This is a genomic window from Synechococcus sp. A15-127 (assembly GCF_014280215.1).
Classification (GTDB): Bacteria; Cyanobacteriota; Cyanobacteriia; order PCC-6307; family Cyanobiaceae; genus Parasynechococcus.
In genome coordinates, this window is sequence record NZ_CP047948.1 from 1,659,252 (window position 1) to 1,683,658 (window position 24,407).

The 24,407-nt window shown below is 62.9% G+C and carries 30 protein-coding genes; 21 read left to right on the forward strand and 9 right to left on the reverse strand.

The genetic code is table 11. The features are described 5' to 3' along the window. Positions 1 to 49 precede the first annotated feature (49 nt). Entirely contained in the window at positions 50 to 1,399 is a 1,350-nt protein-coding gene (locus tag SynA15127_RS08730; protein ID WP_186485663.1) for a sodium:alanine symporter family protein, read from the forward strand. Between the two features lie 22 nt (positions 1,400 to 1,421). Here SynA15127_RS08730 and SynA15127_RS08735 read toward each other — a convergent pair whose 3' ends face one another. Together SynA15127_RS08735 and SynA15127_RS08740 are read right to left on the reverse strand one after the other, a co-directional pair. Next, positions 1,422 to 1,661, reverse strand: a complete 240-nt coding sequence (locus SynA15127_RS08735; protein WP_043691783.1) for a DUF6447 family protein — start codon at positions 1,659 to 1,661, stop codon at positions 1,422 to 1,424. A gap of 49 nt (positions 1,662 to 1,710) precedes the next feature. Beyond that, the gene (locus SynA15127_RS08740) at positions 1,711 to 3,456 is read right to left on the reverse strand and encodes an ABC transporter ATP-binding protein (protein WP_186483727.1); all 1,746 of its coding nucleotides are present in this window, start codon (positions 3,454 to 3,456) and stop codon (positions 1,711 to 1,713) included. 40 nt (positions 3,457 to 3,496) lie between these two features. Here SynA15127_RS08740 and SynA15127_RS08745 point away from each other — a divergent pair, with 40 nt between their 5' ends. The 4 genes from SynA15127_RS08745 to SynA15127_RS08760 are packed head-to-tail and all read left to right on the forward strand — an operon-like array spanning position 3,497 to position 6,280. Further along, the gene (locus SynA15127_RS08745) at positions 3,497 to 3,694 is read left to right on the forward strand and encodes an RNA-binding S4 domain-containing protein (RefSeq protein WP_043691788.1); all 198 of its coding nucleotides are present in this window, start codon (positions 3,497 to 3,499) and stop codon (positions 3,692 to 3,694) included. 31 nt (positions 3,695 to 3,725) lie between these two features. Then, on the forward strand, positions 3,726 to 4,457 hold the full coding sequence (gene tpiA / locus SynA15127_RS08750; RefSeq protein WP_186485664.1) for a triose-phosphate isomerase: 732 nt from the start codon (positions 3,726 to 3,728) through the stop codon (positions 4,455 to 4,457). After that, complete coding sequence (gene folP, locus SynA15127_RS08755) at positions 4,420 to 5,301, forward strand: dihydropteroate synthase (RefSeq protein WP_186483728.1); 882 nt, start codon at positions 4,420 to 4,422, stop codon at positions 5,299 to 5,301. The genes tpiA and folP overlap by 38 nt, the downstream gene beginning before the upstream one ends. Further along, positions 5,294 to 6,280: a GlcNAc-transferase family protein gene (locus SynA15127_RS08760; protein ID WP_186483729.1), complete on the forward strand. Its 987-nt coding sequence runs from the start codon at positions 5,294 to 5,296 to the stop codon at positions 6,278 to 6,280. Before folP ends, SynA15127_RS08760 begins: the two co-directional genes overlap by 8 nt. Here SynA15127_RS08760 and SynA15127_RS08765 read toward each other — a convergent pair. Further along, complete coding sequence (locus tag SynA15127_RS08765; RefSeq protein WP_186483730.1) at positions 6,270 to 10,280, reverse strand: magnesium chelatase subunit H; 4,011 nt, start codon at positions 10,278 to 10,280, stop codon at positions 6,270 to 6,272. The two genes, SynA15127_RS08760 and SynA15127_RS08765, sit on opposite strands and share 11 nt — an antisense overlap. Positions 10,281 to 10,396: 116 nt before the next feature. Between SynA15127_RS08765 and dapB the strand changes: the two genes are divergently transcribed. The 5 genes from dapB (at position 10,397) to SynA15127_RS08790 (ending at position 13,641) form a co-directional block, all read left to right on the forward strand. Further along, the gene (gene dapB, locus SynA15127_RS08770) at positions 10,397 to 11,230 is read left to right on the forward strand and encodes a 4-hydroxy-tetrahydrodipicolinate reductase (protein ID WP_186483731.1); all 834 of its coding nucleotides are present in this window, start codon (positions 10,397 to 10,399) and stop codon (positions 11,228 to 11,230) included. Between the two features lie 12 nt (positions 11,231 to 11,242). After that, positions 11,243 to 11,893 (forward strand): hypothetical protein, encoded by a 651-nt coding sequence (locus SynA15127_RS08775; protein WP_186483732.1) that lies wholly within the window; start codon positions 11,243 to 11,245, stop codon positions 11,891 to 11,893. Between the two features lie 64 nt (positions 11,894 to 11,957). After that, positions 11,958 to 12,206: a high light inducible protein gene (locus SynA15127_RS08780; protein WP_186483733.1), complete on the forward strand. Its 249-nt coding sequence runs from the start codon at positions 11,958 to 11,960 to the stop codon at positions 12,204 to 12,206. A 39-nt stretch (positions 12,207 to 12,245) separates the two neighbouring features. After that, on the forward strand, positions 12,246 to 13,409 hold the full coding sequence (locus tag SynA15127_RS08785; RefSeq protein ID WP_186483734.1) for an FAD-dependent monooxygenase: 1,164 nt from the start codon (positions 12,246 to 12,248) through the stop codon (positions 13,407 to 13,409). Between the two features lie 19 nt (positions 13,410 to 13,428). Beyond that, positions 13,429 to 13,641 carry a DUF2949 domain-containing protein gene (locus SynA15127_RS08790; protein WP_043691812.1) on the forward strand — a complete coding sequence of 71 codons (213 nt, stop codon included), beginning with the start codon at positions 13,429 to 13,431 and terminating at the stop codon, positions 13,639 to 13,641. On the opposite strand, the gene SynA15127_RS08795 is transcribed toward SynA15127_RS08790, so the two are convergent. Beyond that, entirely contained in the window at positions 13,632 to 14,171 is a 540-nt protein-coding gene (locus SynA15127_RS08795; protein ID WP_255475448.1) for an adenine phosphoribosyltransferase, read from the reverse strand. The genes SynA15127_RS08790 and SynA15127_RS08795 overlap by 10 nt on opposite strands. A 22-nt stretch (positions 14,172 to 14,193) precedes the next feature. On the opposite strand from SynA15127_RS08795, the gene SynA15127_RS08800 reads away from it, so the two are divergent. The 4 genes from SynA15127_RS08800 to SynA15127_RS08815 are packed head-to-tail and all read left to right on the forward strand — an operon-like array spanning position 14,194 to position 16,044. Beyond that, entirely contained in the window at positions 14,194 to 14,730 is a 537-nt protein-coding gene (locus tag SynA15127_RS08800) for a DUF3038 domain-containing protein (protein ID WP_186483736.1), read from the forward strand. An 11-nt stretch (positions 14,731 to 14,741) separates the two neighbouring features. Further along, on the forward strand, positions 14,742 to 15,359 hold the full coding sequence (locus SynA15127_RS08805; RefSeq protein ID WP_186483737.1) for a DUF4335 domain-containing protein: 618 nt from the start codon (positions 14,742 to 14,744) through the stop codon (positions 15,357 to 15,359). Positions 15,360 to 15,415: 56 nt separating this feature from the next. Then, entirely contained in the window at positions 15,416 to 15,661 is a 246-nt protein-coding gene (locus SynA15127_RS08810; RefSeq protein ID WP_186483738.1) for a hypothetical protein, read from the forward strand. Beyond that, positions 15,658 to 16,044 (forward strand): hypothetical protein, encoded by a 387-nt coding sequence (locus SynA15127_RS08815; protein ID WP_186483739.1) that lies wholly within the window; start codon positions 15,658 to 15,660, stop codon positions 16,042 to 16,044. The genes SynA15127_RS08810 and SynA15127_RS08815 overlap by 4 nt, the downstream gene beginning before the upstream one ends. Here SynA15127_RS08815 and SynA15127_RS08820 read toward each other — a convergent pair. Continuing rightward, positions 16,029 to 16,496, reverse strand: a complete 468-nt coding sequence (locus SynA15127_RS08820) for an EF-hand domain-containing protein (protein WP_186483740.1) — start codon at positions 16,494 to 16,496, stop codon at positions 16,029 to 16,031. The two genes, SynA15127_RS08815 and SynA15127_RS08820, sit on opposite strands and share 16 nt — an antisense overlap. A gap of 148 nt (positions 16,497 to 16,644) precedes the next feature. Here SynA15127_RS08820 and SynA15127_RS08825 point away from each other — a divergent pair, with 148 nt between their 5' ends. From SynA15127_RS08825 to ppk2, 3 genes are read left to right on the forward strand one after another with little or no spacing between them, the layout of a single operon-like run. Further along, positions 16,645 to 17,370: a response regulator gene (locus SynA15127_RS08825; RefSeq protein ID WP_186483741.1), complete on the forward strand. Its 726-nt coding sequence runs from the start codon at positions 16,645 to 16,647 to the stop codon at positions 17,368 to 17,370. Next, positions 17,348 to 18,688 (forward strand): ATP-binding protein, encoded by a 1,341-nt coding sequence (locus SynA15127_RS08830; RefSeq protein ID WP_370593976.1) that lies wholly within the window; start codon positions 17,348 to 17,350, stop codon positions 18,686 to 18,688. Before SynA15127_RS08825 ends, SynA15127_RS08830 begins: the two co-directional genes overlap by 23 nt. Before the next feature lie 53 nt (positions 18,689 to 18,741). Continuing rightward, positions 18,742 to 19,653, forward strand: a complete 912-nt coding sequence (ppk2, locus tag SynA15127_RS08835) for a polyphosphate kinase 2 (RefSeq protein ID WP_186483742.1) — start codon at positions 18,742 to 18,744, stop codon at positions 19,651 to 19,653. A 12-nt stretch (positions 19,654 to 19,665) separates the two neighbouring features. Here the strand turns inward: ppk2 and SynA15127_RS08840 are convergent, their stop codons facing one another. Next, positions 19,666 to 19,866 (reverse strand): hypothetical protein, encoded by a 201-nt coding sequence (locus tag SynA15127_RS08840; RefSeq protein ID WP_255475449.1) that lies wholly within the window; start codon positions 19,864 to 19,866, stop codon positions 19,666 to 19,668. 115 nt (positions 19,867 to 19,981) lie between these two features. Between SynA15127_RS08840 and SynA15127_RS08845 the strand changes: the two genes are divergently transcribed. The 3 genes from SynA15127_RS08845 to SynA15127_RS08855 all read left to right on the forward strand — a co-directional run bounded on the left by SynA15127_RS08845 (position 19,982) and on the right by SynA15127_RS08855 (position 21,416). Further along, complete coding sequence (locus tag SynA15127_RS08845; protein WP_043696712.1) at positions 19,982 to 20,197, forward strand: hypothetical protein; 216 nt, start codon at positions 19,982 to 19,984, stop codon at positions 20,195 to 20,197. 197 nt (positions 20,198 to 20,394) lie between these two features. Then, positions 20,395 to 20,868: a leucine-rich repeat domain-containing protein gene (locus SynA15127_RS08850; RefSeq protein ID WP_186483743.1), complete on the forward strand. Its 474-nt coding sequence runs from the start codon at positions 20,395 to 20,397 to the stop codon at positions 20,866 to 20,868. A 32-nt stretch (positions 20,869 to 20,900) separates the two neighbouring features. Then, a complete protein-coding gene (locus SynA15127_RS08855; RefSeq protein ID WP_255475655.1) occupies positions 20,901 to 21,416 on the forward strand; it encodes a leucine-rich repeat domain-containing protein in 516 nt (171 codons plus the stop codon). A 31-nt stretch (positions 21,417 to 21,447) separates the two neighbouring features. On the opposite strand, the gene SynA15127_RS08860 is transcribed toward SynA15127_RS08855, so the two are convergent. The 3 genes from SynA15127_RS08860 to SynA15127_RS08870 all read right to left on the reverse strand — a co-directional run bounded on the left by SynA15127_RS08860 (position 21,448) and on the right by SynA15127_RS08870 (position 24,027). Next, a complete protein-coding gene (locus SynA15127_RS08860) occupies positions 21,448 to 21,666 on the reverse strand; it encodes a hypothetical protein (protein WP_186483744.1) in 219 nt (72 codons plus the stop codon). 88 nt (positions 21,667 to 21,754) lie between these two features. Continuing rightward, positions 21,755 to 23,008, reverse strand: a complete 1,254-nt coding sequence (gene arsJ / locus SynA15127_RS08865) for an organoarsenical effux MFS transporter ArsJ (RefSeq protein WP_186483745.1) — start codon at positions 23,006 to 23,008, stop codon at positions 21,755 to 21,757. Further along, positions 23,005 to 24,027 (reverse strand): ArsJ-associated glyceraldehyde-3-phosphate dehydrogenase, encoded by a 1,023-nt coding sequence (locus tag SynA15127_RS08870; RefSeq protein ID WP_186483746.1) that lies wholly within the window; start codon positions 24,025 to 24,027, stop codon positions 23,005 to 23,007. Before SynA15127_RS08870 ends, arsJ begins: the two co-directional genes overlap by 4 nt. Before the next feature lie 60 nt (positions 24,028 to 24,087). On the opposite strand from SynA15127_RS08870, the gene SynA15127_RS08875 reads away from it, so the two are divergent. Next, the gene (locus tag SynA15127_RS08875) at positions 24,088 to 24,405 is read left to right on the forward strand and encodes a helix-turn-helix transcriptional regulator (protein ID WP_186483747.1); all 318 of its coding nucleotides are present in this window, start codon (positions 24,088 to 24,090) and stop codon (positions 24,403 to 24,405) included. Positions 24,406 to 24,407 lie beyond the last annotated feature (2 nt).

A 24,407-nucleotide genomic window follows, 5' to 3' on the forward strand; every position in this document is an offset into this window, starting at 1 on the left:
CAGCTGATCAGCTGTGACACCATCTCCAAACGTTTCGGCTTTGGTGGTGATGGAATTGAACGGTGCCATTGAGGCCATCAACAGCCCGATTAATTCATTCGTCTGGGGGCCACCAACAGTCACGCTGATCGCTCTCACCGGCATCGTGCTGATGGTGGGTCTGCAGTTCATGCCGCTGCAGCGGCTGTTCTACGGCATCCGCATGATGCTGCGACCAGCCGCCGGTCTCAAGGAAGGCGAGATCACGCCGTTCCAGGCCCTGATGACGTCGCTGTCGGCGACCATCGGCACCGGAAACATCGCGGGTGTTGCCGGTGCCATCGCTGTGGGTGGTCCCGGTGCGGTCTTCTGGATGTGGGTGATTGCCGTGTTCGGCATCGCCACGAAATACGCCGAAGCGGTTCTGGCGGTGCAGTTCCGTGAAACCGATGAGCGGGGAAATCATGTCGGCGGCCCGATGTATTACATCCGCAACGGCCTTGGTGAGCGATGGAGCTGGATGGCCGGTCTTTTCGCCCTGTTCGGCATGCTGGCCGGATTCGGAATCGGCAACGGGGTCCAGGCCTTTGAAGTCTCTTCAGCCCTGGAAAGCGCAGGTGTTCCGAGATTGCTCACCGGCATCGTCCTGGGCGTTCTGGTCTTCGCCGTTGTTATCGGAGGCATCCGCAGGATCGCCCAGGCCGCTTCAGCCATCGTGCCGCTGATGTCTGTTCTCTACGTGGCTGCCTGCCTGGTGGTGCTGGCCCTCAATGCCGGTGCGATTCCTGATGCCCTTGGCACGATCTTCACCAACGCCTTCAGCGGCGAAGCTGCCGCAGGCGGAGCCTTCGGGCAGGTGGTTCTGATGGGCTTCAAACGAGGCATCTTCTCCAATGAAGCCGGTCTGGGCAGTGCTCCGATCGCCCATGCCGCGGCCCGGACCGATGATCCTGTCCGTCAGGGAACGGTGGCCATGCTCGGCACCTTCATCGACACCCTTGTGATCTGCACCATGACAGCTCTGGTGATCATCACCACCAAGGCCTACACAATGATGGACAGTGCCGGTGAACGGCTGAGCGGAGCAACCCTTTCGATCGCGGCCTTCGACAGCGGCCTCCCCGGCAGCGGCCTCGTTGTCACCGTGGGACTGATCGTGTTCGCCTTCACCACGATCCTCGGCTGGAGCTTCTACGGAGAGCGCTGCACGAGTTATCTGTTCGGCGAAGCGGCTGTTCTGCCCTTCCGTCTGTTCTGGGTCGCCATGGTGGTGTTTGCATCCGTGGCTGGAACCGGGGGAGCTCTCTGGGGTGTCGCAGACACCCTCAACGGCCTGATGGCTCTCCCGAATCTTGTGGCACTGCTGCTGCTCAGCGGAACGGTGTTCCGCCTCTCCAAGTCCTACAACTTCAGGTCCTGAGGAGAGGCGGACGCCCAGAGGGTCAACCCTGACCCTCTGGCAGAGGCGTGACGTTCTGGAGCTTCTCATTCAGCTGCATCGCCAGGCTCTGTCGTCCCACCGCCAGCACCTTGAGGGTGTCCTCATGCATGCGCAGCTGGGCGTCAGCCACCTGCATGCCCCGCACCAGTTCCTTCAGATCATCCGGGAGGGTGTTGAGGTCGTATCGCTTGCCCTCGAAGGTGAGCACGGGGTTGGGATTGTTCGCTGCGGAGTCAGTCATCAGTCGCTGCCGGGAGTGATCGGGTCCGGCATGCGGACTTTAAGAGCGCTCAGCTGTTCTGCAGATCACGGATGAACTGTCGTTCGCACAGATCCCGGTAACGACCGCCGCGCTGCATCAGCGCATCGTGCGTGCCCCGATCGACGACGCGTCCCTGTTCCAGCACCACGATCTGGTCTGCTTCCTGCACCGTGGCGAGACGATGAGCGATCACCAGAACGGTGCGGCCGGCCATCGCCTGTTTCAAGCCAAGCTGCACCGCGGCTTCGGCTTCTGCATCCAGAGCGCTGGTGGCCTCATCCAGCAGCAGCAGGGATGGATTCCCGAGCACGGCTCTGGCAATCGCGATCCGCTGCAACTGACCGCCCGAAACATTGCTGCCGCGTTCCTCCAGCTGAGTGGCATAGCCGTGAGGCAATGCCCGGATGAAGTCATCGGCATTGGCCAGCCTGGCGGCCTGCTCCACGTCCTCATCCGAGGCCGGCCGGCCGAAACGGATCGCCTCGGCAACGCTTCCGGAGAACACAGTCGTGCGCTGGGGAACCAGCGCAACCTGACGGCGCAGATCCTGCGCCCGCAATCGGCTGAGGTCATGACCGTCGAGGAGGATCCGCCCCTGCTGCACGGTGTTGAACCGCAGCAGAAGCGAGAACAGGGTGCTCTTGCCGGCTCCGGAGGGGCCGACAAGAGCAAGCACCTCTCCGGCCTGCACACTCAGATCCACCGACCGCAGCACAGGCTGTGAGGGGTCATACCCAAAGGACACCTGCTCAAGCTTGAGATCTCCCTGTAGGCATCCGATGGGAACGGCGTTCACCGGATCCGGGGGCTCCTGTGGTTCCTGTTCGATCTGACGAAGACGCTTCAGTGAAGCCTGTCCCTGCTGAAATTCGTTGAAGTTGTTGGTGACATGGGCGATCGGGTCGATCAGCACGACGAGACCCGTCAGGTAACTGCTCAGACCGTTGATGTCCAGATCCCCGCTCTGAATACGGGCTGCTCCCATCGCCAGAACGGCGAACAGGCCCGCGACCTCGATACTGCCGACGACCGGATGTTGCAACGCCACCAGGCTGTAGGTGAGATGACGGGCCTGACGGTGCTGGTCGATCTCCCCTTCGAAGCGATCCTGAAGCCAGCTCTCGGCGGCGAAGGCCCGAACCAGCGGCAGACCTTCGATCGCCTCCCCCAGCAGACCCGCCAGCTCGCTCACCTTTTTCTGGCTGCGTTCTGTGGCCACCATCACCCGGGCCCCGAAGAGGCTGATCAGCCACACGATCACCGGTGCCAGCAGCAGGATCGCCGTGGTGAGCTTCCAGTCAAGCCAGAGCATGACGCCGAGAACAGCCAGAAGCTGCAGCAGGCTGGGAAGGGTGTCGTGAATGGTCTTGTAGAGAACCTCACTGACCCGATCAGCATCCTCCGTGAGCCGATAGGTGAGATCGCCCGCCGACAGTTTCTCCAACGCTCCGAGCTCCACCGTCTGCAACCGGCGGAACAGATCACTGCGCAGTCGCTGACTCACCTGAAGGGCAGGACCGGCCAGCAGTGAATCCTGACCGAACTGGGCCAGCTTCTGCACCGCGAAGATAACCAGCGCCAGTCCGATCAACCCCAGAACCCTGTTGAGATCGCCTGAGCCAAGCGCTGGGAACAACTGACCGGCCAGACGGATCAGCAGCGGGAAGCTTCCCACGTAGATGAGCATGCACAGCACACCCCAGCTGAGCTGTCGCAGGTGGGGACGCAGCAGCGGCAGCAGCCGACGGAATCCGGCCTGGGAGGGGGTGAACATCCCGGCAGAGTATCAATAATGTGACACACGCCCGTGGGCGATGAAGCTCGATCAGTACCTGAAATGGAAGGGCTGGGTCTCCACCGGTGGAGAGGCGAAACAGCGCATCCAGAACGGCGAGGTCAGCGTCAACGGCACGGTGGAGACCCGCCGTGGACGCCAGCTGGCGGAGGGAGACCGGGTCAGCCTGGCCGGAGAGGACGGTGTCGTCGGGGAGGCCACAACGATCGCGCCGTAAGTTGGCCCGCAGTTCTGCAGAGGATCTGGGCGTGCGCAGACGGGTGATCGCCGGCAACTGGAAGATGCACATGACCTGTGCCCAGGCCAGGGACTACATGGGTGAGTTCCTGCCGCTGATCGAAGCGACACCGGACGACCGCCACGTGGTGCTGGCTCCTCCCTTCACAGCCATCTCAACGATGGCAGGCCTGGCCGACGGCAGTCGGGTGCAGCTGGCCAGTCAGAATGTGCACTGGCAGTCCGAGGGTGCCTTCACAGCTGAGATCTCCGCCGAGATGCTGCTGGAGCACAAAGTGCGATACACGATCGTTGGCCACAGCGAGCCGCGCAAGTATTTCAGTGAGAGTGATGAGCAGATCAACCAAAGGGCCCGGTGCGCCCAGGCCAACGGACTGATCCCGATCGTCTGTGTCGGCGAGAGCGATCAGCAGCGGGAACGCGGGGAAGCTGAACGGGTGATCCGTCGCCAGATCGAACAGGGACTCGAGGGCCTGGACGCCAACAGGCTGGTGGTGGCCTATGAACCGATCTGGGCGATCGGCACCGGCAAGACCTGTGAGGCATCGGAAGCGAACCGCATCTGCGGGCTGATCCGCAGCTGGGTGGGCGCCATGGATCTGGTCATCCAGTACGGCGGTTCGGTGAAACCGGCCAACATCGATGAGCTGATGGCGATGAGTGACATCGACGGTGTGCTGGTCGGAGGTGCCTCGCTCAAGCCGGATGGATTCGCCCGCATTGCCAACTACCAGACGCCCTGACCGTCGCCCCTGGCCTGAGGGCTGGCGGAGGCGCACCACGCTGATGGGGGTGATCAACATCACCCCCGACTCCTTCAGCGACGGCGGTCGCTTTCTGCAGGTCGACCAGGCCGTGTCCCAGGCGGCCATTCAGCTTCGCCAGGGGGCCGACGTGCTCGACCTGGGTGCCCAGAGCACCCGCCCGGGAGCCAGCGAGGTCGGTGCTGATGAGGAACTGCGTCGTCTGCTGCCCCCGCTCCGTCGCATCCGCAAACGCTTCCCGGAGGCCCTGATCTCCGTGGACACCTTTCTCGCGCCGGTGGCGGAAGCGGCCCTGGAGGCAGGCGCCGACTGGGTGAATGACATCAGTGCAGGCCGTCGCGATCCCGCAATGCTTCCGCTGATCGCCGAAGCCGGCTGCCCGGTGGTGCTGATGCACAGCAGGGGGAACAGCCGCACGATGGATCAGCTCGCCGTCTACGACGATGTGATCCAGGAAGTTCGCGAGGGACTGGAGGAGCGGACCAACACAGCCCTCAAGGCCGGGATCCGCACGGATCAGATCATCTGGGATCCCGGCCTCGGATTTGCCAAAACAGCCGAGCAGAACCTGCAGCTGCTGAAGGGCCTGGAACAGCTCAGCCGCGGAAGCATCCCACTGCTGGTGGGCCCATCCCGCAAGCGGTTCATCGGAACGGTGCTCGATGAACCGAAACCGAAGGCCCGCATCTGGGGAACAGCCGCGGTGGCCTGCCGCTGCAGCCAGGCCGGCATCGCCGTGCTGCGCGTGCACGATGTGAGACCCATGCACCAGACCCTGCGCATGGCGGCCACACTCTGGTCCTGGCCTGAACCGCGTGACTGATCCGTCGCCCAGCATCTTTGTTCAGATCGCGGCTTACAGAGATCCGGATCTGCCGGCGACACTGCACAACCTCATCGAACGGGCCGCCCAACCCGAGCGGCTGCGATTCGGGATCTGCCTTCAGCTCTCGGACAGCGATCCTGAAGCCTGGAACGCCACAGCCTTCCCGCAGGATTGCAACCTGGCTCTGATTCCGTTCAGGGCGGAAGACAGCCGGGGGGCCTGCTGGGCGCGGCATCAGGCCCAGCAGCTCTACAGGGGAGAGGACTTTCTGCTGCAGATCGACAGCCACATGCGGGCTGTGCAGAACTGGGATGACGACCTGGTGAAGACATGGGAGGCCTGCCTGGATCCGAAGGCGGTGCTGAGCGTGTATCCGAACGGCTTCCAGCTGCCGTGCAGCCTCCAGCTCAACACCCTGCCCGTGATGGCGGCACACCGGTTTGATGACTTCGGCATCCTCAAGTTCCAGGGCATCAGCCGCTATCAACTGCCGGAGCAACAGCCGGCGACACCTCTGCCCAATGCCTTCATGGCCGGCGGCTTCCTGTTCGGTCCAGGCTGCATCGTGCCGGACGTGCCCTACGACCCCAGCCTGTACTTCTACGGCGAAGAGGTGTCCATGTCGGCACGGCTCTGGACCCATGGCTTCAACCTGTACAGCCCTCACCGGCTGCTGCTCTTTCACCTCTACAAATCCAGCAGCAACGGAAACGACGCATCAGCGACGCACTGGTCTGACCACAGCGACTGGTTTCTGCTGAACCGGCGCTCCCTGGTGCGTGTGCATGCCTTGCTCGGAACGCTTGAGACCGTTCCACAGGATCGTCTGAGACCGACCACTGACGACGTCAACGATCTTGATCGCTACGGGCTTGGAGCCAAGAGAAGCCTGGACGACTATCAACGCTGGGCCGGCGTGGATTTCGCCGGCCGGACCATCAGCGAGTCCGCATCAGAGGGTCGCTTCAGTCGGTGACAACGCCCTCGATCCTGTCCTCCACTTCCTGGTAGAGCTCCTGGAGCTGCTCGATGTTCTCGTCTGAAGTCTCCCAGTAGCCACGACCGTTCACCTCCAGAAGCGTTCCCACAATCCGGCGGAAGCTGTTGGGATTGAGCTCCATCAGACGCTTGCGCATCTCCGGATCATTGATGAAGGTCTCGTTGGCCTCCTCGTAGACGAAGTTGTCAACAGCGCCGCTGGTGGCACTCCAGCCGAGGGTGAAATTGAGACGCTTGGCCACCTCGCGCACCCCCTCGTAGCCGGAATCGAGCATGCCCTCGTACCACTTCGGGTTAAGCAGTTTGGTGCGGGAGTCAAGGCGGATCGTTTCGCTCAGGGAGCGCACCTGAGCATTGGCTGTCGTGGTGTCGGCGATGTAACTGGTGGGCTCCTTGCCGTCGTCTCGCAGCCCCTTGATCAGCTTGGTGGGATCCGAATCGAAGTAATGGCTCACGTCGGTGAGCGAAATCTCCGCTGAATCCAGGTTCTGGAACGTGACATCGGCGGTCTTCATGACACTCTCGAACACCTGACGCTTCTGATTCATCTCGCCGGGGTTGTCGGCATTGAAAGCGAAGGTCTTGCGGGAGAGGTACATCTCCTGCAGTTCGCCCTCCTCTTCCCAGGTGCTGTTCTCAACCGCCAGATTCACGTTGGAGCTGTAGCTGCCGCTGGCGTTCGAGAACACGCGGCAGGCGGCATCACGCAGGCTGGTGCCCTCTTTCTCAGCCTGCTCGAGTGCATGCTTGCGAACGAAGTTCTGCTCCAGCGGTTCATCGGCCTCAGCCGCCATTTTCACGGCCTGGTCGATCAACGCCATCTGGTTGATGAACAGATCGCGGAACACGCCGGAGCAGTTCACGACAACGTCGATCCGGGGGCGGCCGAGCTGTTCGAGGGGGATCAGCTCAAGCTTGTTGACGCGACCGACGGAATCGGGCATCGGTTTGACACCGACGAACCAGAGGATCTGTGCCAGCGACTCGCCGTAGGTCTTGATGTTGTCGGTTCCCCAGAGCACACAGGCGATGGTCTCGGGCCAGGCCCCCTGCTCCTCACGCTGGCGTTCGATCAGTTTGTCCACCACGCCCTTGGCTGCAGCCACGGCGGCACGGGTGGGAATGGCCTGCGGATCCAGGGCATGGATGTTCTTGCCGCTGGGCAGCACGCCTGGATTGCGGATCGGATCTCCACCCGGTCCGGGCAGCACATATTCGCCGTCGAGTGCCTTGAGCAGGCTCTGCATCTCCATGTCGGCGCAGATCTGATCGAGACAGAAACGCAGGTAGCCGAACAGTTTGTCGAGCTCCGTGGCATCGACCTGGACGAAGCCGGCTCCGCAGCAGGCTCGCAGCCAGGGAGAGGGCAGCTGGAAGCCGAACCTGGCGAGCAGGTCGTAGAACCAGCCGAAGCTGTTGCGCAGACTCACACGACCGTCACGACCGGTGAGGGATCGCACCATGGCTCCAACGGCGGCGCGGGACGTCTCGGTGATCGTGCGGTTGAGTTCAACATCGGCGAGAACGCCTTCGTCATTCCCCCTGTAGACCTCTTCAATACTCCGGCCCATCGCCTCGGCAAGCAGACCGGGCAGAGAGCGCAGGCCATCTTCCTCGCGTTCCAGGGCAGCGATGTTCACCAGCGTGGCAATCGCTTCCTCCGCCGTCGGCGGCTTGCCGATGGTGTGCAGGCCACAGGGCAGCAGGCGACTCTCGATCTCCATGAGCTGGCGGTACACCGCACCGACGAGGGCATCCCGTCCATCGAGATCCATGGACGCCGCATCGTCCTCAGGGAATTCGATGTCCTTATCGAGATTGCACTGACGGGCTGTCTCCACGATCGTGTTGACGATCTGGATGCCGCGCCCCCCCTCACGCAATTGCTGATAGGAGCCGACGAGCTCACCCAGCTCCTTCAGACCTTTGTAGAGCCCTGCGTTTTCAGCCGGAGGCGTGAGGTAGCTGATGGTGGAGGCGTAGCCCCGGCGCTTGGCGATCGTGGCCTCCGACGGGTTGTTGGCCGCGTAGTAGTAGAGGTTCGGTAGAGCGCCGATCAGGGAATCCGGATAGCAGGTTTCGCTCATGCCCATCTGCTTGCCGGGCATGAACTCCAGGGAACCGTGCGTGCCGAAATGGAGCACCGCATCGGCGCCCCAGATCTTCTCGAGATAGGTGTAGTAGGCCGCAAAGCCGTGGTGGGGACTGGCACTGCGGGAATACAGCAGACGCATCGGATCACCCTCGTAACCGAAGGTGGGCTGCACGCCGACGAACACGTTGCCGAAGTGGCGGCCGAACACCAGCAGGTTCTGCCCGTCGCTGTTGAGATTGCCCGGAGGCTTGCCCCAGTTCTCCTCCAATCGCTCCGAATACGGGGTGAGACGCTCGTATTCCTCGACGCTCATCCGATGGGCGATGGACAGCTCCGGAGCTCCCTGCATCGCCTCGGGGTCGTTGATCACCGCCTCCAGCAATGCCTTGGGTGTGGCCGGCAGATCCTTCACGTCGTACCCCTTGGCCTTCATCTCCTGCATCACACGGTGGATGGAACCGAAGACGTCGAGGTAGGCCGCCGTCCCGACATTGCCCTTGTCGGGGGGGAAACTGAAGACCGTGATCGCCAGCTTCTTGTCGGTGCGGGGCTTGATCCGCAGGGAGGACCAGCGGATGGCGCGCTCGGCGATGGCATCGACGCGGTCCTGCAGGGTGTGCGCCTTGCCGGTGGCGTCATCACGACCGGAGAGCACGATCGGCTCGATGGCACCGTCCAGCTCCGGTATGGCGATCTGAAGAGCCACCTGCACGGGATGCAGACCCAGGTCGCTGTCCTCCCATTCCTTGGTGGTCTGGAAGACGAGTGGCAACGCCACCATGTAGGGGCGATTGAGCTTTTTCAGTGATTCGATCGCCTTGGGGTGGTCCTGACGGGCGGGACCACCCACCAGAGCGAAGCCGGTCAGGGAGACGATTCCGTCCACCAGTGGCTGCTCGGGGTTGAGCGGGTCATAGAAGAAGGCGTTCACCGGCTTGGAGAAGTCCAGGCCCCCGCAGAAGATCGGAATCACACGGGCACCGCGGAACTCCAGCTCCTGAATGGTGGCCACGTAGTGGGCGTCATCGCCGGTGACGATGTGACTGCGCTGTAGCACCAGGCCGATCACCGGGCCCTTGCGTGCTTTGTCGCTGAGATCCGTGCGGCTGGAGGTCCAGTTGATGTACTCCTTGAGGTCCTCGAACATCGAGGGGGCCAGGGGGTGCCAGATGCCCAGATCAGGGAAGACCTCAGGCTCGGCCACCTCCATCGCAGGCCGCCCCTCACCCTCAGCGGCAGGGAAGACGTACTTATCCGCCAGCATCAGCAGGAAGTTGCGCAGGTTGTCCGGCGTTCCTCCCAGCCAGTACTGGAAGCTGAGCATGAAGCTGCGGGCGTCCTGAGCCTTCTCGACAGGCAGGTATTTGAGAACGGTGGGCAGCGTGTTCAGCAGTTTGAGCATGGCGTCCTGAAAGCCGGCGCCACCCGCTTCCTTCCGCTTTTTCATGAAACCGGCGATGGCGCTCTTGCTCTGACCCAGCTGGGCCATCGAGAAACTGCCGAGCTTGTTGAGGCGCATCACCTCCGGCATCGACGGGAAGACCACAGCCGCCTTAAGACGATCCCGATGAGGGGCGACGGCCTCCACGACTTTCTGGGCCAGATCCTCGATGAAGATCAGCGAGGCGATGAAGACATCGGCCTCAGCCACATCGGCGCAGAAACCGGCGTAATTGTTCTCGTCGCGCAGCTCCTCGATCAGATAGCCGTTCAGTTCGATCCCGAGGTCGCCCCCCGAGGCGTTCAGAGCCGTGGCGGCCTGGGTGAGCGCATTTTGATACTGAGGCTCCAGCACCACATACACCGCCTTCATCACGGACTTGTGGTTCTGACCCTCCACAGGAGCAACGCGACGATCGGCGGAGCGGACCTGCGTGAACATCTGCGCACTTTGAGCAATGTGAAGAACCCTACGTTCAGGCACGGTCCGTTGCGACGATTTCCAATGCGGCGTAACAACATCAGCCCCATAGGCTTTGGGGTGTTTGCAGCGCAGCGATGACCGCCCTGATTCCCGTTGTTGTGGCCGGTGCCCTCGGACGCATGGGGGCCGAGGTGATCAGAGCCGTGCAAGGGGCCGAGGACTGCACCCTGGTGGGGGCGATCGACAACACTCCAGGGAAGGAAGGGTGTGACGTGGGTCTGGAACTCGGCCTCGGTGAGCTGGAGGTGGCGGTCACCGCCGACTTCGAAGGATGCCTCTGCGCCGTGAGTCAGTCGGTGCGGGCGGCCGAGGCCGGTGCCGTGCTGGTGGATTTCACCCATCCCTCGGTGGTGTACGACCACACGCGTGCATCGATCGCCTACGGCGTTCACCCGGTGATCGGCACCACAGGGTTGTCCCCGCAGCAGCTGGATGATCTGACCCAGTTCTCCGAGAAGGCCTCGATCGGCGGGGCGGTGATCCCCAACTTCTCGGTGGGCATGGTGCTCCTGCAGCAGGCGGCCGCTGCAGCCGCACGCTTCTACGACCACGCGGAACTCACGGAACTGCACCACAACCGCAAGGCCGATGCCCCCAGCGGCACCTGCATCAAGACCGCTGAACTGATGGAGGAGCTGGGCAAAAGCTTCAATCCACCGGAGGTGGATGAGCACGAATCACTGGAGGGATCCCGCGGCGGTCGGCGCGACAGTGGCCTGCGGCTCCACTCGCTGCGTCTTCCCGGGCTCGTGGCCCATCAGGAGGTGATGTTCGGCGCACCGGGTGAGACTTACACCCTGCGTCACGACACCATCGATCGCTCCGCCTACATGCCGGGAGTGCTGCTGACGGTTCGCAGGGTGCGCTCTCTCGGGAGCCTGGTCTACGGCCTCGAACGACTGATCTGATCGCCCCATCCCATGCTGATCCCCCTACGCCCCGGTGAGCTGCAACGCCTGATTCCGGCGGTTGCCACCGGCAGTCAGTTCCGGGCCGCGCTGGGCTCGCCGCGCGAGATCCTGCAGCGGGTGATGGTGGCTGCCATCGGCGGCGTGATCACGCTGCTGATCAGCCAGAGCCAGATGGCCAGTCGCTGGGGACCGTTCTGGCTGGTGACGGGTGTGGTCTTCCTTCTCTATGTGCTCTGGGGGCCGATCGTGCAGGCAGGCCAGCGCAACGCCACGCTTCGCCGGTACCCCTCGGCAGCTCTGTTTGAAGGCGAAGTCGCCGAGGTGACCACCCGCGAGCGCATCGAAAACCGCCATGAGCAGGCCGACAGCCGCGGGAAACTGGAGCTGGTGGAGAACCGCCGCACCTGGATGCTGCTGGAGCTGGAGGACGAGGACGGCTACCTCGGACGCCTGGCCTTTCCGATGGACAAGAAACATCAGGTGATCCGCCAGGGCACGGTGGTCCGTTGCCTTGTTCTGAGTGATCGCAAGGATTTCTCACGGGTGAGCGCCCTGAGTGACGCCTGGATTCCAGGGCTGCGCCTCTGGGTGGGCGACTATCCCTTCCTGCTCAGACCGGCCTTCGAGGAGCTGTGCCAACTGCGCCTGGCCCGCCGCTGACCCCCATCGCAATACATTTCTTAAACCTGGTTTACACTTCGTTGCAATCACCCATCAGGCGACCATGGCTCAGACTCCTTCCGCTCCCGTCATCCGCGGCGCCACCGTCACCACCGAAGACGGCGGTCGCCTGAATGCCTTCGCCTCCGAGCCCCGCATGCAAGTGGTGGAAGAAGAGCGTGGCTGGGGTTTTCACGAGCGTGCCGAAAAGCTGAACGGCCGCATGGCCATGCTGGGCTTCATCGCCCTTCTCGCCACCGAGATCGCCCTGGGCGGAGAAGCTTTCACCCACGGTCTGCTGGGTCTGGGCTGAGGCTCACGCTGAAGGGGTGACCTCAGCCACACTCTGCTGATGGTCGCCTCACCCCCGGACGCATCACCGTCCATCCATGTTCGAGGAGCCGGTCCCACAGGATCTCTCCTCGCTCTGGCCCTGGCCCATCAAGGCCAGAGGGTCTTGCTTCAAGATCCCCTCACGGCCCCGGAGCTGCAGAGCCGCAGCCGGGCCTATGCCATCACCCACTCCAGTCGGCGCCTACTTCAGCGTCTGGAGCTCTGGACACCCCTGGGCGATGCACTCGTCCCCTTCACCCGGCTGGACCTGCGCGATGCAGGGAGTGGAGGTAGCGTTCTGTTCGGCCAGCAGGATCTTCGCCGCAAGAACCGTCGTCACCAGGCCATCGGCTGGATCCTCGACCACCGTTCGTTGATGCGGCTGCTTCTGTCCAGGCTGGAGCAGTCGCCCCACGTGACGCTGGGTCTGGGCCGAGATCAGGATCCAATGACCAGGGAGCCAGCTGCGTTCGTCGTCGCAGCGGATGGTCCGTCGTCCCCCACAAGACAGTCCTTGGGCATCGACGTGTTTCAGCACCCGTACCGGCAGGGCTGCCTGACGGCGAAGGTGATTCTGCGCGGTGTCGCACCCGGTGGGGCCTACGAGCTGTTCCGACCGGAAGGCCCCCTGGCGGTGCTTCCCATGGCAGATGGCTCCTATCAGGTGGTTTGGAGTGCTCCAATGCAGCACTGCCTCGACCGCGCCGACCTGGCCGATGGAGCGTTCCTCGATGCCCTGGCCACGGTTCTGCCGGAAGGAGTGGAACCGGATCTGCTCCTTGACCGACCGGCCGCCTTCCCCCAGACCTGGATGCTGGCCCGGAGCCTCCGTCAAGGCCCGGCCGTGCTCGTGGGAGAGGCTGGTCACCGCTGCCATCCGGTGGGGGGGCAGGGCCTGAATCTCTGCTGGCGCGATGTCGAGACGCTGACGGACCTTGTGGCCAGCCAAGGCATCGGCCCACGCACCGCCGCCCGTTACAGCCGTCGACGCTGGCCGGATCTGCTGATGGTGGGACTGGCCACGGATGCACTCGTACGGCTGTTCTCGAACCGTCACCCCCTGCTGGTCGCCTTCCGGCAGCTGCTTCTGCCCTGCCTGGCCCTCAGCTCCCCACTTCGGCGCCTCTGCCTCAGCGCCATGACCGATGGCCCGCTGCGGGTTGGACGCCCCCTGCCAGACTGAACTGAACCGGAGTCGGGTGATGGTTGTCTGCAGTCACCCTCAGCCGCTTCCATCGGAGGCGCTGCTCCACTTTCTGCAGCGCCGGCTCGGGCTGAGTGACAACGCCCTGAATCTCGGCCTGCGCCAGGCCGAACTGGAGCAGGCACCGTTGCCGATCGTGCTCTGGAGCTTCGGTCTGCTCAGCCTCGAGCAGTTTCAGCAGGTGCTCGACTGGGAGAACACTCAGGAATAGACGAGCAGGGCTTCCACAGGCAGCCCCTGCGGCAGGGCCGCGCGACCGCCGAGTCCATCGAGCTCGATCACGAAGGCGAAACCGCAGAGCGTGCCACCGGCCTTGTCCACCAGGGCACCTGCTGCCGATGCCGTGCCACCGGTGGCCAGCAGATCATCCACCACCAGTACCCTCGGCTTGCCGTTGAGGGCGTCCTCCTGAATCTCCAGGCGATCGCTGCCGTATTCGAGGCTGTAATCGATGCCGATCACCCCGCCCGGAAGTTTTCCCGGTTTGCGCACAGGCACGAACCCGAGGGACTGACGCTGAGCCAGCGGAGCACCGATGATGAAACCCCGGGCCTCGATTCCCACGATCAGGTCGGGACGCAGGGTGTCGCAGACCTCTCCGAGACGGCGGAGCATTTCAGCCGTGGCCTGGGGGGAGCGCAGCAGGGGATTGATGTCCCTGAACAGAATGCCTGGCTTGGGAAAATCAGGGATTGATCGAATGAAAGGCTGAAGATCCAAAGCCTGATGACGCAAAGGCATAACCCCTGGCATCATCGCAGCCATGACTGATGCCTCTGCCCCCCAGGGTGCCCGCCTCGGCCGACGTGGTGTGGAACGTCTGGATCTGCTGCTGCTCACCATCGAGGCTCTCGACCTCAATGCCGGCGAGTTCATGCTCTGGACCAGCCACCAGATGGGGCTGCAATCCCAGTTTCCCAACCGGGTTGAACTCTGGAAACGGCGTTGTCACAACCCTCTGCGACGCTCCACACGGCGCGAACAGCTGGCACCGCTGGATGCGGAGTCTTTGATCTGTCTGGTCTGCGCCATGGCGGAACGGATCTATCCGTTGCTGCATCAGCTGCTCTCCTCACGGGAGCCTGAGCAGCTCACCCGCCAGCGATGGCAGCTGCTCGAGACCCGCTTGGATGACTTGATCGAGGAACGCATGAACCCCCGGCGGGGAGCCGTTCTGCGGCTGCTCGACAAGCAATCGGGTGCGCCGATCCGCCGTCAGCTGATCAGCACACTGGCGCTGGTGGCCGGTCCCGGTGGCATCGATCGCCTGCGGGCCACCCTCCTCGACCCGACGCCCTGACTCACAGCAGCATGCAGAAGAACGCTTACCGCTACGAACAGACCGCTGCGCAACTGCTGGTGGAGGGCTACCCGGATCTGTCGTCAGGGCAACCCGTGGATGCCATCGGAATCCTCTCCGGATGGCGGATGCAGCTGGTGGCAGCCCCGGAACTGCAGGGGACCCGCGAACACCTGGAAGCCCTGATGGCCGTCGTGATGCCCTACGCCCGCCACCTGCTCTCCGGCGTGGAGCGGTCCTTCGCCTCCGATGGTGACGTCGTGACCATTGAACCGGCAGGAGCCCAGCATCAGCTGCTGCTGCGCAGCAGTCAGGACGGCATCGAGCCGCTGCGGCTGATGCTTGATGACGCCGAGCTCTCGGATCTCGTGCGCTGCCTGGACCGGCTTCGACTCGATCAGCGGGTCCAGCTGAGCTGGCAGCTGGCCGAGAACAGGCCTCTGCCGCGTCAGGAGCTGGTGGAGAAGATTCCTCTGCAGCGTCGTCTGGGTGCCCCGGTGCTCGGCGGTCTCGCCCTGGCCTCCAGCGTCGCGGCAGCGCTCGTGCTGCCTCTCCCACCGCTGCAGGAGAAGCCGGCCACAGCACCGGTGCAACCATCCGAGCAACCGGCCGCGGAAGCAGAGCGTTGACGAGCGCTGCACAGGCTTCAGAATCTTCAAATAGGCGAGCTGTTCGGTGCTCCGCGATGACGGTGAGCTGGTCTGAACTGAGAAGGCGGGTCGCCCGCATCGGCGCTTCCCTGGACGTGGTGGTGCGCAGCGATCCCGAGGTCTGCGGCCTCAGCGGCTCGGGATACCAGCTCACGCTCCACCACAGCGGATACGGAGACTGCACCGTCGGCAGCCTCACCCTGATCGACTGCCCGAATGAACTGGTGTTGATCGAATTCGAGCGCTGGATGCGCGGTACCGGACACTCGTTGGTTCTATGAGCAAGGTGGCCCGCCGACCCCAGCGTGGTCCCCAGCGAGGGGAGGGATCACGGCAGGTCTTCCGGCGCCGTCGCCGCATTCCAACCGGACTGGTCGTGCGTCAGCTGGTGGTGGTTCTGCTGATGCTCAGTGGAGGGATCGGCGTGGTCGTCCTGCTGCAACGCCTGCCGGAGCAGGTGGATGTGGTGCTGCTGGTGAGCGAGGCCATCGCTGATCTGATCCGCGGCATCCAGCAACTGCTGGAAGCTCTGCTGGGACTGGCGGCCGTGGTGCTGATCGGAGCCCTTGTGGTGCTCGCCGCTGTTCTGATCCTCGGCGGTGTGTGGCGATTGCTGCGACTGCTCCGCCTGATGCTGTCCCCACCCGATCAGGGTCGACGCTGACGGGGCGCCAGGGAGCGCTGCAGATTCCAGAGTTCCGCGAGCGTGACACCGCCGTCACGGTCACCGTCCAGTCGGTCGAAATGACGGCCGATCCAGGGAATCGCAGCGGCCTCCACTCGGCTGAGCGACTTGTCACCGTTGAGATCCGCCTTGTGGAAGCGACGCTTCAGACGCTGGCCGCTCGGCTGGGCAGCGGGAAAGCTCAGATCTTCGATCAACAGATAAATGCGACCTTTCTTACGACGCAGACGCCGCTCGAGAGCCCGACGGCCCTGAAGCTCCCCCGGATCAAGGCGCCCGTCGCGGTTCGCATCGAGCCTCACGAACAGAGCCTCCATCCGGGTGCTGTACACCTGCATCGGCTGTCCGTTGGACTGGGCCACGGCGGACGATGCCGTCGAAAGGATGGACAGAGCCAGTGCAAGGGCCCCGGAAATCAAGGGAGCAGGCATGAATCCAGCCTATGGAGACCATCAAGCCCTGGCGGTGTCTGAAACGTGACCGGGGTGGCGGCAGCTGTGACAGGGTTCACCTGAACGACGACAGTCCAGGCCCCTCTGCATACGATCGGCTCATCCGACGGAATCCGAACAGCTGACCATGACCCGTGCATCGATGGTGTGGGTGGTCGATGACGATCCCGAGCTGCGCAAGATGGTCGGGACCTATCTGATCGATCAGGGCTACGACGTGCGCTGCCTCTGCGATGTGAAGCAGATGGAGGCCCGCCTGGAGTTCCAGCGTCCGGATCTTGTGGTGCTGGATCTGATGCTCCCCGGCGACGATGGGCTGACGGCTCTGCGCCGTCTGCGCGATGCCGGAGATGACCTGCCTGTGGTGATGCTCACCGCCCGGGGAGAGGCCGTGGATCGGATCATCGGCCTGGAACAGGGAGCGGATGACTACCTCGGGAAGCCGTTTCTGCCGCGGGAGCTTTCCGCCCGCATCGAGGCGGTGCTGCGCCGCCGCAGCACCGTTCCGGCAGGAACGCCGGTGGCGGAAGGCGGCCAGGTCAGCTTCGGGGAAAACGTTCTCGATCTTTCGGCCCGCTCACTGCTCCAGAACGATCAACCCGTGGTGATCACCAGCGGCGAGTTCAGTCTTCTGGCCGCATTCGTTCAGCACCCCCACCGCCCTCTTTCCCGGGAACGGTTGATCGAGCTGGCCCGCGGCCCCGGCTGTGAGACCGACAGTCGCAGCATGGATGTGCAGGTGTCCAGGGTGCGCAAGCTGGTGGAGCCGGACCCGACACGACCTCGCTACCTGCAGACGGTGTGGGGTTACGGCTACGTCTTCGTGCCGGATGGCACGCCCCGCTCCCGCTGAGATGAAGCTGGCCGTCTCCTGGTGGCGGCTGATCCTGCGCGTGAGCTGCTGGAGCGGCCTCCTGGTGGGGGGCTGGGTGCTGGCTCTGCTGCTGCTGCAGGTGCTGTTCGGCCGACAGCTGGAACGGGTGCAGACCGTTCAGCTGGGACGGGAACTGGCGCTCAATGTGCGGCTGACGGAACTGACGCTGGAGCGCTACCCACCTGTGCTCATCAACGAACTGACGGGCCTGCGGCTTGCGGTGATGGAGCGTCCACCCCGCGCCGGTCCGGTGGATGCCGGACTGCACCGGCGCATGCAGGGACTGCAGAACGAACTCTGCACACGCCTCTCCCATTGCCCGACCCTGCTGCCGGCGCAGGGGAGCGCTCGCCAACAGGGCGTGTGGATCGAGCTGATCTCCCCACTGGAACCGGTCTGGCTGCGGGTGGAACTGCCGACGGCACGAGGCTGGCCACCGGAGCCGATGCTGCTGGTGGTTGCCCTGGTCGCAGCGGTGATCTTCACCGGGGTTCTCTATCTGCTGCTGGAGGTGGAACGGCCCCTGCGCGGACTGGAGCGGGCCCTCTCAAGGGTGGGGGAAGGCTCCGATCCGGCCACGATCCCCGTCAGCGGGGCACCCGAGGTGCAGCGGATCACCCGTCGCTTCAATGCCATGGTGCAGCGCCTGGCGACGAACCGCCGCGAGCGCGCCACCATGCTCGCCGGCATTGCCCATGACCTGCGCGCCCCGATCACACGGCTGCGCTTCCGCCTCTCGCTGCCGAGGCTCGGGGCGGACGAGCGACAACGCTGCACCAGTGATCTCGAGGCACTGGAACGGATCACCGGCCAGTTTCTTCTCTATGCCGGCGGGGGAGAACGCGAACGGATGGTGGCCTGTCCGCTGGATCAGTGGCTCGCGGAAGTGGCGGCGGGCCATCCCCAGGAGCAACTCCGGCTTGACCTGCTGCCGATCACGGCCGACGTGCGGCCGGTGGCGCTCGGACGCGCGGTCTCCAACCTGATCGACAACGCGCTCACCTATGGCCGACCACCGCTGGTGGTGCGGCTGCTGGATCAGCCTCCGGGATTCTGCATCGAGGTCTGGGACCAGGGCGACGGCATCCCCCCGGAACAATGGGATCGGGCCCAGCAACCGTTCCAACGGCTCGATGAGGCCCGTGGCGAGCAGGGACATTGCGGCCTTGGTCTGGCGATCGTCGGCCATGTGGTGCGCCAGCACGGCGGTCACATCCGTTTCCGGCAGGCCGACTCCGGTTCCGAACCCGGTCACTTCGCTGTCGTGCTTGAAATTCCGGCTCGGAGGGCGATCTGAAATCCGTTCTTAACGTGACGGTGGCATGAATAGTCCATCGAGTTCCGCGACTGATGAGCAAAAACCAGAAGCACGACGTGGCACCTGTGCTGGACGCTCTGAACCACAGTGACGGCGATATCGATCACCCCCAGGAAATGCTGATCGAACTCCAGGACGGCTTCTCCAGCGATCACAAGCGCCTTGAGAAGAAGACCTACGAGAAGGAACTGGAGAAGCTCCAGTCCGAACTGGTGAAGATGCAGTACTGGGTGAAGGCCACGGGCTTCAGGATGATCATCCTGTTCGAGGGACGGGATGCCGCCGGCAAGGGCGGTTCGATCAAACGTCTCACCGAACCGATGAATCCGCGCGGGTGCCGGGTCGTCGCCCTGGGCACGCCGTCCGATCAACAGAAGAGCCAGTGGTACTTCCAGCGCTATGTGGAGCATTTCCCCAGCGCCGGCGAGATCGTCGTCTTCGATCGCAGCTGGTACAACCGCGCCGGAGTGGAGCGGGTGATGGGATTTGCCACCCCGGAGCAGGTGGAGCAGTTCTACGTGGCCTGCCCTCAGTTCGAGCGGATGATCGTCCAGGACGGCATCCTGCTGTTGAAGTACTGGTTCTCGATCAACGACGAGGAGCAGGAAAAGCGCTTCCAGGACCGTATCGATTGCGAGGAGCGGCGCTGGAAGTTGAGCCCGATGGACATCGAATCCCGCAACCGCTGGGTCGAATATTCAAGAGCCAAGGACATCATGTTCTCCAAGACCCATATCCCCGAGGCTCCCTGGTTCACCGTTGAGGCGAATGACAAACGCCGTGCCCGCCTGAACTGCCTCAGCCACGTGCTCAGCAAAGTTCCCTATGAGGACATGACGCCGGACCCGATCGAGATGCCGAGCCGCCCGGAGCAGGGGGACTACAAACGTCCCCCCTTCAATGAGCAGTTCTTCGTTCCGAACAACTACCCATACCGGGACTGATCCTCAGCAGGCTCAAGCCACAGCGGCCACAGGCAGATGGCAGGCGAGGTTCACCGCGCCTTCGTCCATCAGGCGTCCGAGCCGGATGGCGGTGGCCACCTCCGCCCGGCTGAAATCATCCTGATGGTGGGCCAGCCAGTTCACATCACCTTCGGTGATGACACCGCTGTTCAGGGTCTCCAGGAAGAGCTCACCGATGGTCATGGGAGTCATGTAACAACTTCGTTACATCATGCCAACGTCAGGCCTTGAGCCGTGGCCCCATCACGCTTAAGGTGCTGAACCTTTCTTTCCTCACAGGAATTTGGGCGGGTCCTGGCAGGTGCTGATGCGATGCGTGGCCAGCGGGCTTTTCCTGTTGGCTCACGGCCTTCTGGTGCTGGAACATATCGCCATCGGCACGGCCCTTCACGGTGTTGCCGAACTGTTCCTCGCCCCCTGGGCCGTTCGCCATCGCGCCTGGGATCTGATCGTCATCGGACTGATCTTCTGCGTCTTCGATCTTTGGGGCACGATCCGGCTCACCGGAGCCGGAATGGCCTGACCCTGCCGCCTTCGGGATCAACCGTGAAATCGCTGAAACCAGAACGCTGATAATTGCCAGGAAGAATATAAAAATATCACCAAAAACAACCAGTTCAACCATGCCGGACGTCGGTCGTTTTCAAACATGGCATCGCAGCGACTGATGCGATCTTAGGCCTGGTAACCAAGTAAAATCAGGTTGAATGTCACAAGGCTGTGAGCTTCACTTATCAGCTGAATTTCGACCCGCAAGGGGCTCGCTACGGCACGGAACTTGTGATTCTGGAGGGTTCCACGCAGATCCCTGACTACACCCTCAGCAACCTGAGCGAGGAGATCGGCCGCCCAGCCAACCTGACCGCCGTAATCATCCCAAGCACGGTTACACGGATCGGCTCCTACGCCTTTCAGAGCGCCAGCCGGCTGACCTCCATCGTCATTCCTGAATCAGTCACCACGGTTGACATCGGCGCCTTCCGTGCGTCCGGCCTCACCAGCATCCGGCTGCCAGAGTCCGTGACACAACTTGGGGAAGGCGCATTCCGGGGATCCCGCATCACCGAAGCAAGCCTCTCGGATTCGATCACCATCATTCCGCCGGAGCTGTTCTCCGACACGCAGCTGCAAACGATTGAGCTGCCCGAATCCACACGCTCGATCGAATCGTCCGCTTTTACCAAACACAACTGACCGACATCACCATTCCCGATGGCGTCACGTCCATCGGTGACGATGCCTTCCACGGCTCACAGCTGACGCGAGTCTCGATCCCCAACACGGTGGAGTCGATCGGCGCGCGGGCCTTCGCCAACACCAACCTGTCAGACCTTGTGATTCCCGACTCCGTGACAGCCATCGGAGACGAAGCCTTTCAGGGATCCAGTGATCTGAGCGTGTATCTCCCAACGCGTTTCGACGCCGAGTCGTCCACAAGAAGCGTCTTTGACTCCGACGCAACCCTGAATCATCGCGATGGAATCACCGGACAGACGGAGGCTCTGATCGGAGACATTGATAACAGCGGAGACCTTGGGGTCAGCGATGCCATTTCAATCCTCAGAACCGTGGTCGGCCTGGAGGAATCGATGACCAAATTCCCAGGTGTGAACCCCAGCTCCCTGATGGATGTCGATCAAAGCGGGGCCATCGGTGTCGGCGATGCGATCGCTGTTCTGCGATCCATCGTGGGCCTGAACCCGATCACCACCACTGTTGGGCTTCCTCTCATCAACGGATGACCACCCGTACGGATGAAGAGCGGCTGCTTGCTTACTTGGCAGAGCACCAGTCGGAGGAACGGAAGGAAACATCCGCACCACCGGCCCGTTTCAGATCGTGCATCCCTTCCAATTGGTTATAAACCGACAGCAGCTGTCGACGGATGTGATCGGTGTGGGGCATCCCATCGAGAACCCGAAGCACATCCTCAAGGGAACGCTTGGCATCGATCACAAGGCGACAATCCGGACTTCCTGGTTCGTGAGACATCACATTCAGAGCGACAGATCCATTCATGCTCTGCCCTTCATTTAGAGCTGTATGAATGCCTACCGCTGAGATCTTTCTCAGATTGTCCTCAGGGTGACGACCGCAACGGTGGTGGCAACCGCAGGCTGCTGATCCAGGCGAGCAGCACCAGCAGAGACGAACACCAAAGACAGGCCTGCATGCCGCCGGCTGCGGTGCGTCCCAGCATGAACACGGCCCCGGAGAGCAGGGTTCCCACCAGACGTCCTGCGGCATTGGCCATGTAATAGAAGCCGACGTTGAGGCTGACGCTCTCCGCATCGGTGTAGGCCAGCACCATGTAGGAATGGATCGATGAATTCATCGCGAACACGACGCCGAAGGCCGCCAGACCTGCGGTGATGGCCACGCCCACATTCGCCTCTCTCCACAGCGCCACGCCAATCAGGGCCGGGATGGCCGTGAGCAGGGCGCTCCAGAACTGAACCGCCGACACCCCCGGTGTGGTGGTCTGCCCCCAGAGACGCCGCAGACCTGGAGCCGTCCCCTGAATGATGCCGTAACCGATCACCCAGGTGCCCATGAAGGCCCCGACCTGCTCGAAGTTCCAGCCGAGCGACGCCTCCAGAAACACCGGCAGCGCCACCACGAACCACACATCACGGGCACCGAACAGAAAGAACCGCGCCAGAGAGAGCACGTTGATCCCCTCGGATTTGGAGAACAGCGACGCAAAGGCAGGCTTGGCCTTCATCTTTCCGATCTCACCCGGCAGCACCAGGGTGATCAGGAAGGCCATGGCCAGGCCGGCCGCCATCCAGCCAACGGCCGCGTTGAACCCGAACATCGTGAGCAGCACCGCTCCGAGAAAGAATCCAACCCCCTTGAGGGCATTCTTTGAGCCCGTGAGGATCGCCACCCATTTGAACAGCTGCTTCTCCCCACGCTGCGCATCGTCAGGAGTCTCAGGCACCACCGTCTTGATGGCGCTCTTGGCACTCATCTTGTTGAGATCCTTGGCGATGCCGCTGATCGCCTGGGCAACCATCACGTAGCCGACGCTGAGCAGCTTTGGCCAGCTGGCTGCCACCGGGATCAACATCACCAGGGAGAGGATCTGCAGCAGGGTGCCGACCCAGAGGGTCAGGCGCAGGCCGTAGCGCGCACCGATCCAGCCGCCGTAGAGATTGGTGACCACCCCGAAGAACTCGTAGAAGAGGAACAGAAAGGCGATCTCAAGGGTGCTGTAGCCCAGCTGATGGAAATGGAAGACCACGAGCATCCGCAGGGCGCCGTCGGTGAGCGTGAAGGCCCAGTAGTTGACGGTGACGATGCCGTACTGCTGCAGGGGGGAGAGCTTCATGCCTCCAGCCCAGCCACATGGCAAGTGAGGTCGGCCATCCGGCAGCTGTAGCCCCATTCGTTGTCGTACCAGGCAAACACCTTCAGCTGGGTGCCATCCACCACCATCGTCGAGAGGGCATCGACAATCGAGCTGCGATTGTCGTTGGTGTAGTCGCACGACACCAACGGACGTTCCTCGTAACCCAGGATTCCCTGCAGCGGCCCCTCAGCAGCAGCTTTGAACGCAGCATTCACCTGCTCCACCGTGACGCTCTGCTTGAGCTCGAACACCGCATCGGTGAGCGATCCATTCAGCAGGGGGACGCGAACCGCATGACCGTTCAGCTTGCCCTTCAGCTCAGGGAAAATCATCGCGATCGCCTTGGCCGAACCGGTGGTGGTGGGGATCAATGAGGTGAGTCCGGAGCGAGCCCGACGCAGATCGCTTTTGAAGGCATCGATCGGCACCTGGGTGTTGGTGATGTCGTGAATGGTGGTGATCATTCCGTGCTCGATCCCGAAGGTCTCATGCACGACCTTCACTACCGGTGCAAGGCAGTTGGTGGTGCAGGACGCCGCGGTGATCAGGCGATGACGCTGCGGTTCGAAGAGGTGATGGTTGATGCCGTAGACGATGTTGAGCGCTTCCTCACTGGCGACCACACCCTTCACAGGACAGGCCACCACAACACGCTTGAGGCCCAGCTGATCGAAATAGGGGTTGAGAGTTTCCGGCGTCTTGATCTTGCCGCTGGCCTCGAGCACCATCTCCACCCCACGCTCCTTCCAGGGCACGACGGTGGGATCGCTTTCGCTGGACCAGGTGAGCTCGGATCCCTCCACGCTGAATCCATCAGCGCTGCTGGTGATCTCCCGATCCCAGCGACCATGAACGGAATCGAACTCCAGCAGGTGGGCCGCCGTTGCAGCATCGCCAGCGGGATCATTGAGGTGCACCAGTTCGATGCCGGGCCGGCCCCAGAGGGCCCGGAACACCAGGCGACCAATTCGTCCAAAGCCATTGATGCCAATCCGCATGCCAGCCCCTTTGATCAATCAAATTATGTTGATCCAAACAGAGCGGGGGACACTGCTCTTGTGATCCAGAACACCCTCAATGTCGAACAGTCGAGGCAGCTGCTCAAAGCACTGGCCGACCCCATCCGCCTCGACGTGATTCATGCACTGGCGCAGGGCGAACGCTGCGTCTGCGACCTCACCGGTGATCTCAACCTCTCTCAGTCGAAGCTCTCTTTTCATCTCAGGGTGCTTCGCGAAGCAGGGCTGCTCACGGACCGGCAGAGCGGCCGCTGGATCTACTACCGCCTGCAACCGGATGCCCTGTCAGCACTGGAGGCCTGGCTGGCCGAGCTGCGCCGCCACTGCAGCAAAAGCGCTGCCCCCTGCTCGAGCTGACG

Coding starts and splice junctions, on each gene's coding strand:
- SynA15127_RS08730 (WP_186485663.1), top strand. CDS start 50: ATGGAATTGAACGGTGCCATTGAGGCCATCAACAGCCCGATTAATTCA.
- SynA15127_RS08735 (WP_043691783.1), bottom strand. CDS start 1,661: ATGACTGACTCCGCAGCGAACAATCCCAACCCCGTGCTCACCTTCGAG.
- SynA15127_RS08740 (WP_186483727.1), bottom strand. CDS start 3,456: ATGTTCACCCCCTCCCAGGCCGGATTCCGTCGGCTGCTGCCGCTGCTG.
- SynA15127_RS08745 (WP_043691788.1), top strand. CDS start 3,497: ATGAAGCTCGATCAGTACCTGAAATGGAAGGGCTGGGTCTCCACCGGT.
- folP (WP_186483728.1), top strand. CDS start 4,420: ATGGATTCGCCCGCATTGCCAACTACCAGACGCCCTGACCGTCGCCCC.
- SynA15127_RS08765 (WP_186483730.1), bottom strand. CDS start 10,280: ATGTTCACGCAGGTCCGCTCCGCCGATCGTCGCGTTGCTCCTGTGGAG.
- dapB (WP_186483731.1), top strand. CDS start 10,397: ATGACCGCCCTGATTCCCGTTGTTGTGGCCGGTGCCCTCGGACGCATG.
- SynA15127_RS08775 (WP_186483732.1), top strand. CDS start 11,243: ATGCTGATCCCCCTACGCCCCGGTGAGCTGCAACGCCTGATTCCGGCG.
- SynA15127_RS08780 (WP_186483733.1), top strand. CDS start 11,958: ATGGCTCAGACTCCTTCCGCTCCCGTCATCCGCGGCGCCACCGTCACC.
- SynA15127_RS08785 (WP_186483734.1), top strand. CDS start 12,246: ATGGTCGCCTCACCCCCGGACGCATCACCGTCCATCCATGTTCGAGGA.
- SynA15127_RS08790 (WP_043691812.1), top strand. CDS start 13,429: ATGGTTGTCTGCAGTCACCCTCAGCCGCTTCCATCGGAGGCGCTGCTC.
- SynA15127_RS08795 (WP_255475448.1), bottom strand. CDS start 14,171: ATGCCTTTGCGTCATCAGGCTTTGGATCTTCAGCCTTTCATTCGATCA.
- SynA15127_RS08800 (WP_186483736.1), top strand. CDS start 14,194: ATGACTGATGCCTCTGCCCCCCAGGGTGCCCGCCTCGGCCGACGTGGT.
- SynA15127_RS08805 (WP_186483737.1), top strand. CDS start 14,742: ATGCAGAAGAACGCTTACCGCTACGAACAGACCGCTGCGCAACTGCTG.
- SynA15127_RS08810 (WP_186483738.1), top strand. CDS start 15,416: ATGACGGTGAGCTGGTCTGAACTGAGAAGGCGGGTCGCCCGCATCGGC.
- SynA15127_RS08815 (WP_186483739.1), top strand. CDS start 15,658: ATGAGCAAGGTGGCCCGCCGACCCCAGCGTGGTCCCCAGCGAGGGGAG.
- SynA15127_RS08820 (WP_186483740.1), bottom strand. CDS start 16,496: ATGCCTGCTCCCTTGATTTCCGGGGCCCTTGCACTGGCTCTGTCCATC.
- SynA15127_RS08825 (WP_186483741.1), top strand. CDS start 16,645: ATGACCCGTGCATCGATGGTGTGGGTGGTCGATGACGATCCCGAGCTG.
- SynA15127_RS08830 (WP_370593976.1), top strand. CDS start 17,348: ATGGCACGCCCCGCTCCCGCTGAGATGAAGCTGGCCGTCTCCTGGTGG.
- ppk2 (WP_186483742.1), top strand. CDS start 18,742: ATGAGCAAAAACCAGAAGCACGACGTGGCACCTGTGCTGGACGCTCTG.
- SynA15127_RS08840 (WP_255475449.1), bottom strand. CDS start 19,866: ATGACTCCCATGACCATCGGTGAGCTCTTCCTGGAGACCCTGAACAGC.
- SynA15127_RS08845 (WP_043696712.1), top strand. CDS start 19,982: ATGCGATGCGTGGCCAGCGGGCTTTTCCTGTTGGCTCACGGCCTTCTG.
- SynA15127_RS08860 (WP_186483744.1), bottom strand. CDS start 21,666: ATGTCTCACGAACCAGGAAGTCCGGATTGTCGCCTTGTGATCGATGCC.
- arsJ (WP_186483745.1), bottom strand. CDS start 23,008: ATGAAGCTCTCCCCCCTGCAGCAGTACGGCATCGTCACCGTCAACTAC.
- SynA15127_RS08870 (WP_186483746.1), bottom strand. CDS start 24,027: ATGCGGATTGGCATCAATGGCTTTGGACGAATTGGTCGCCTGGTGTTC.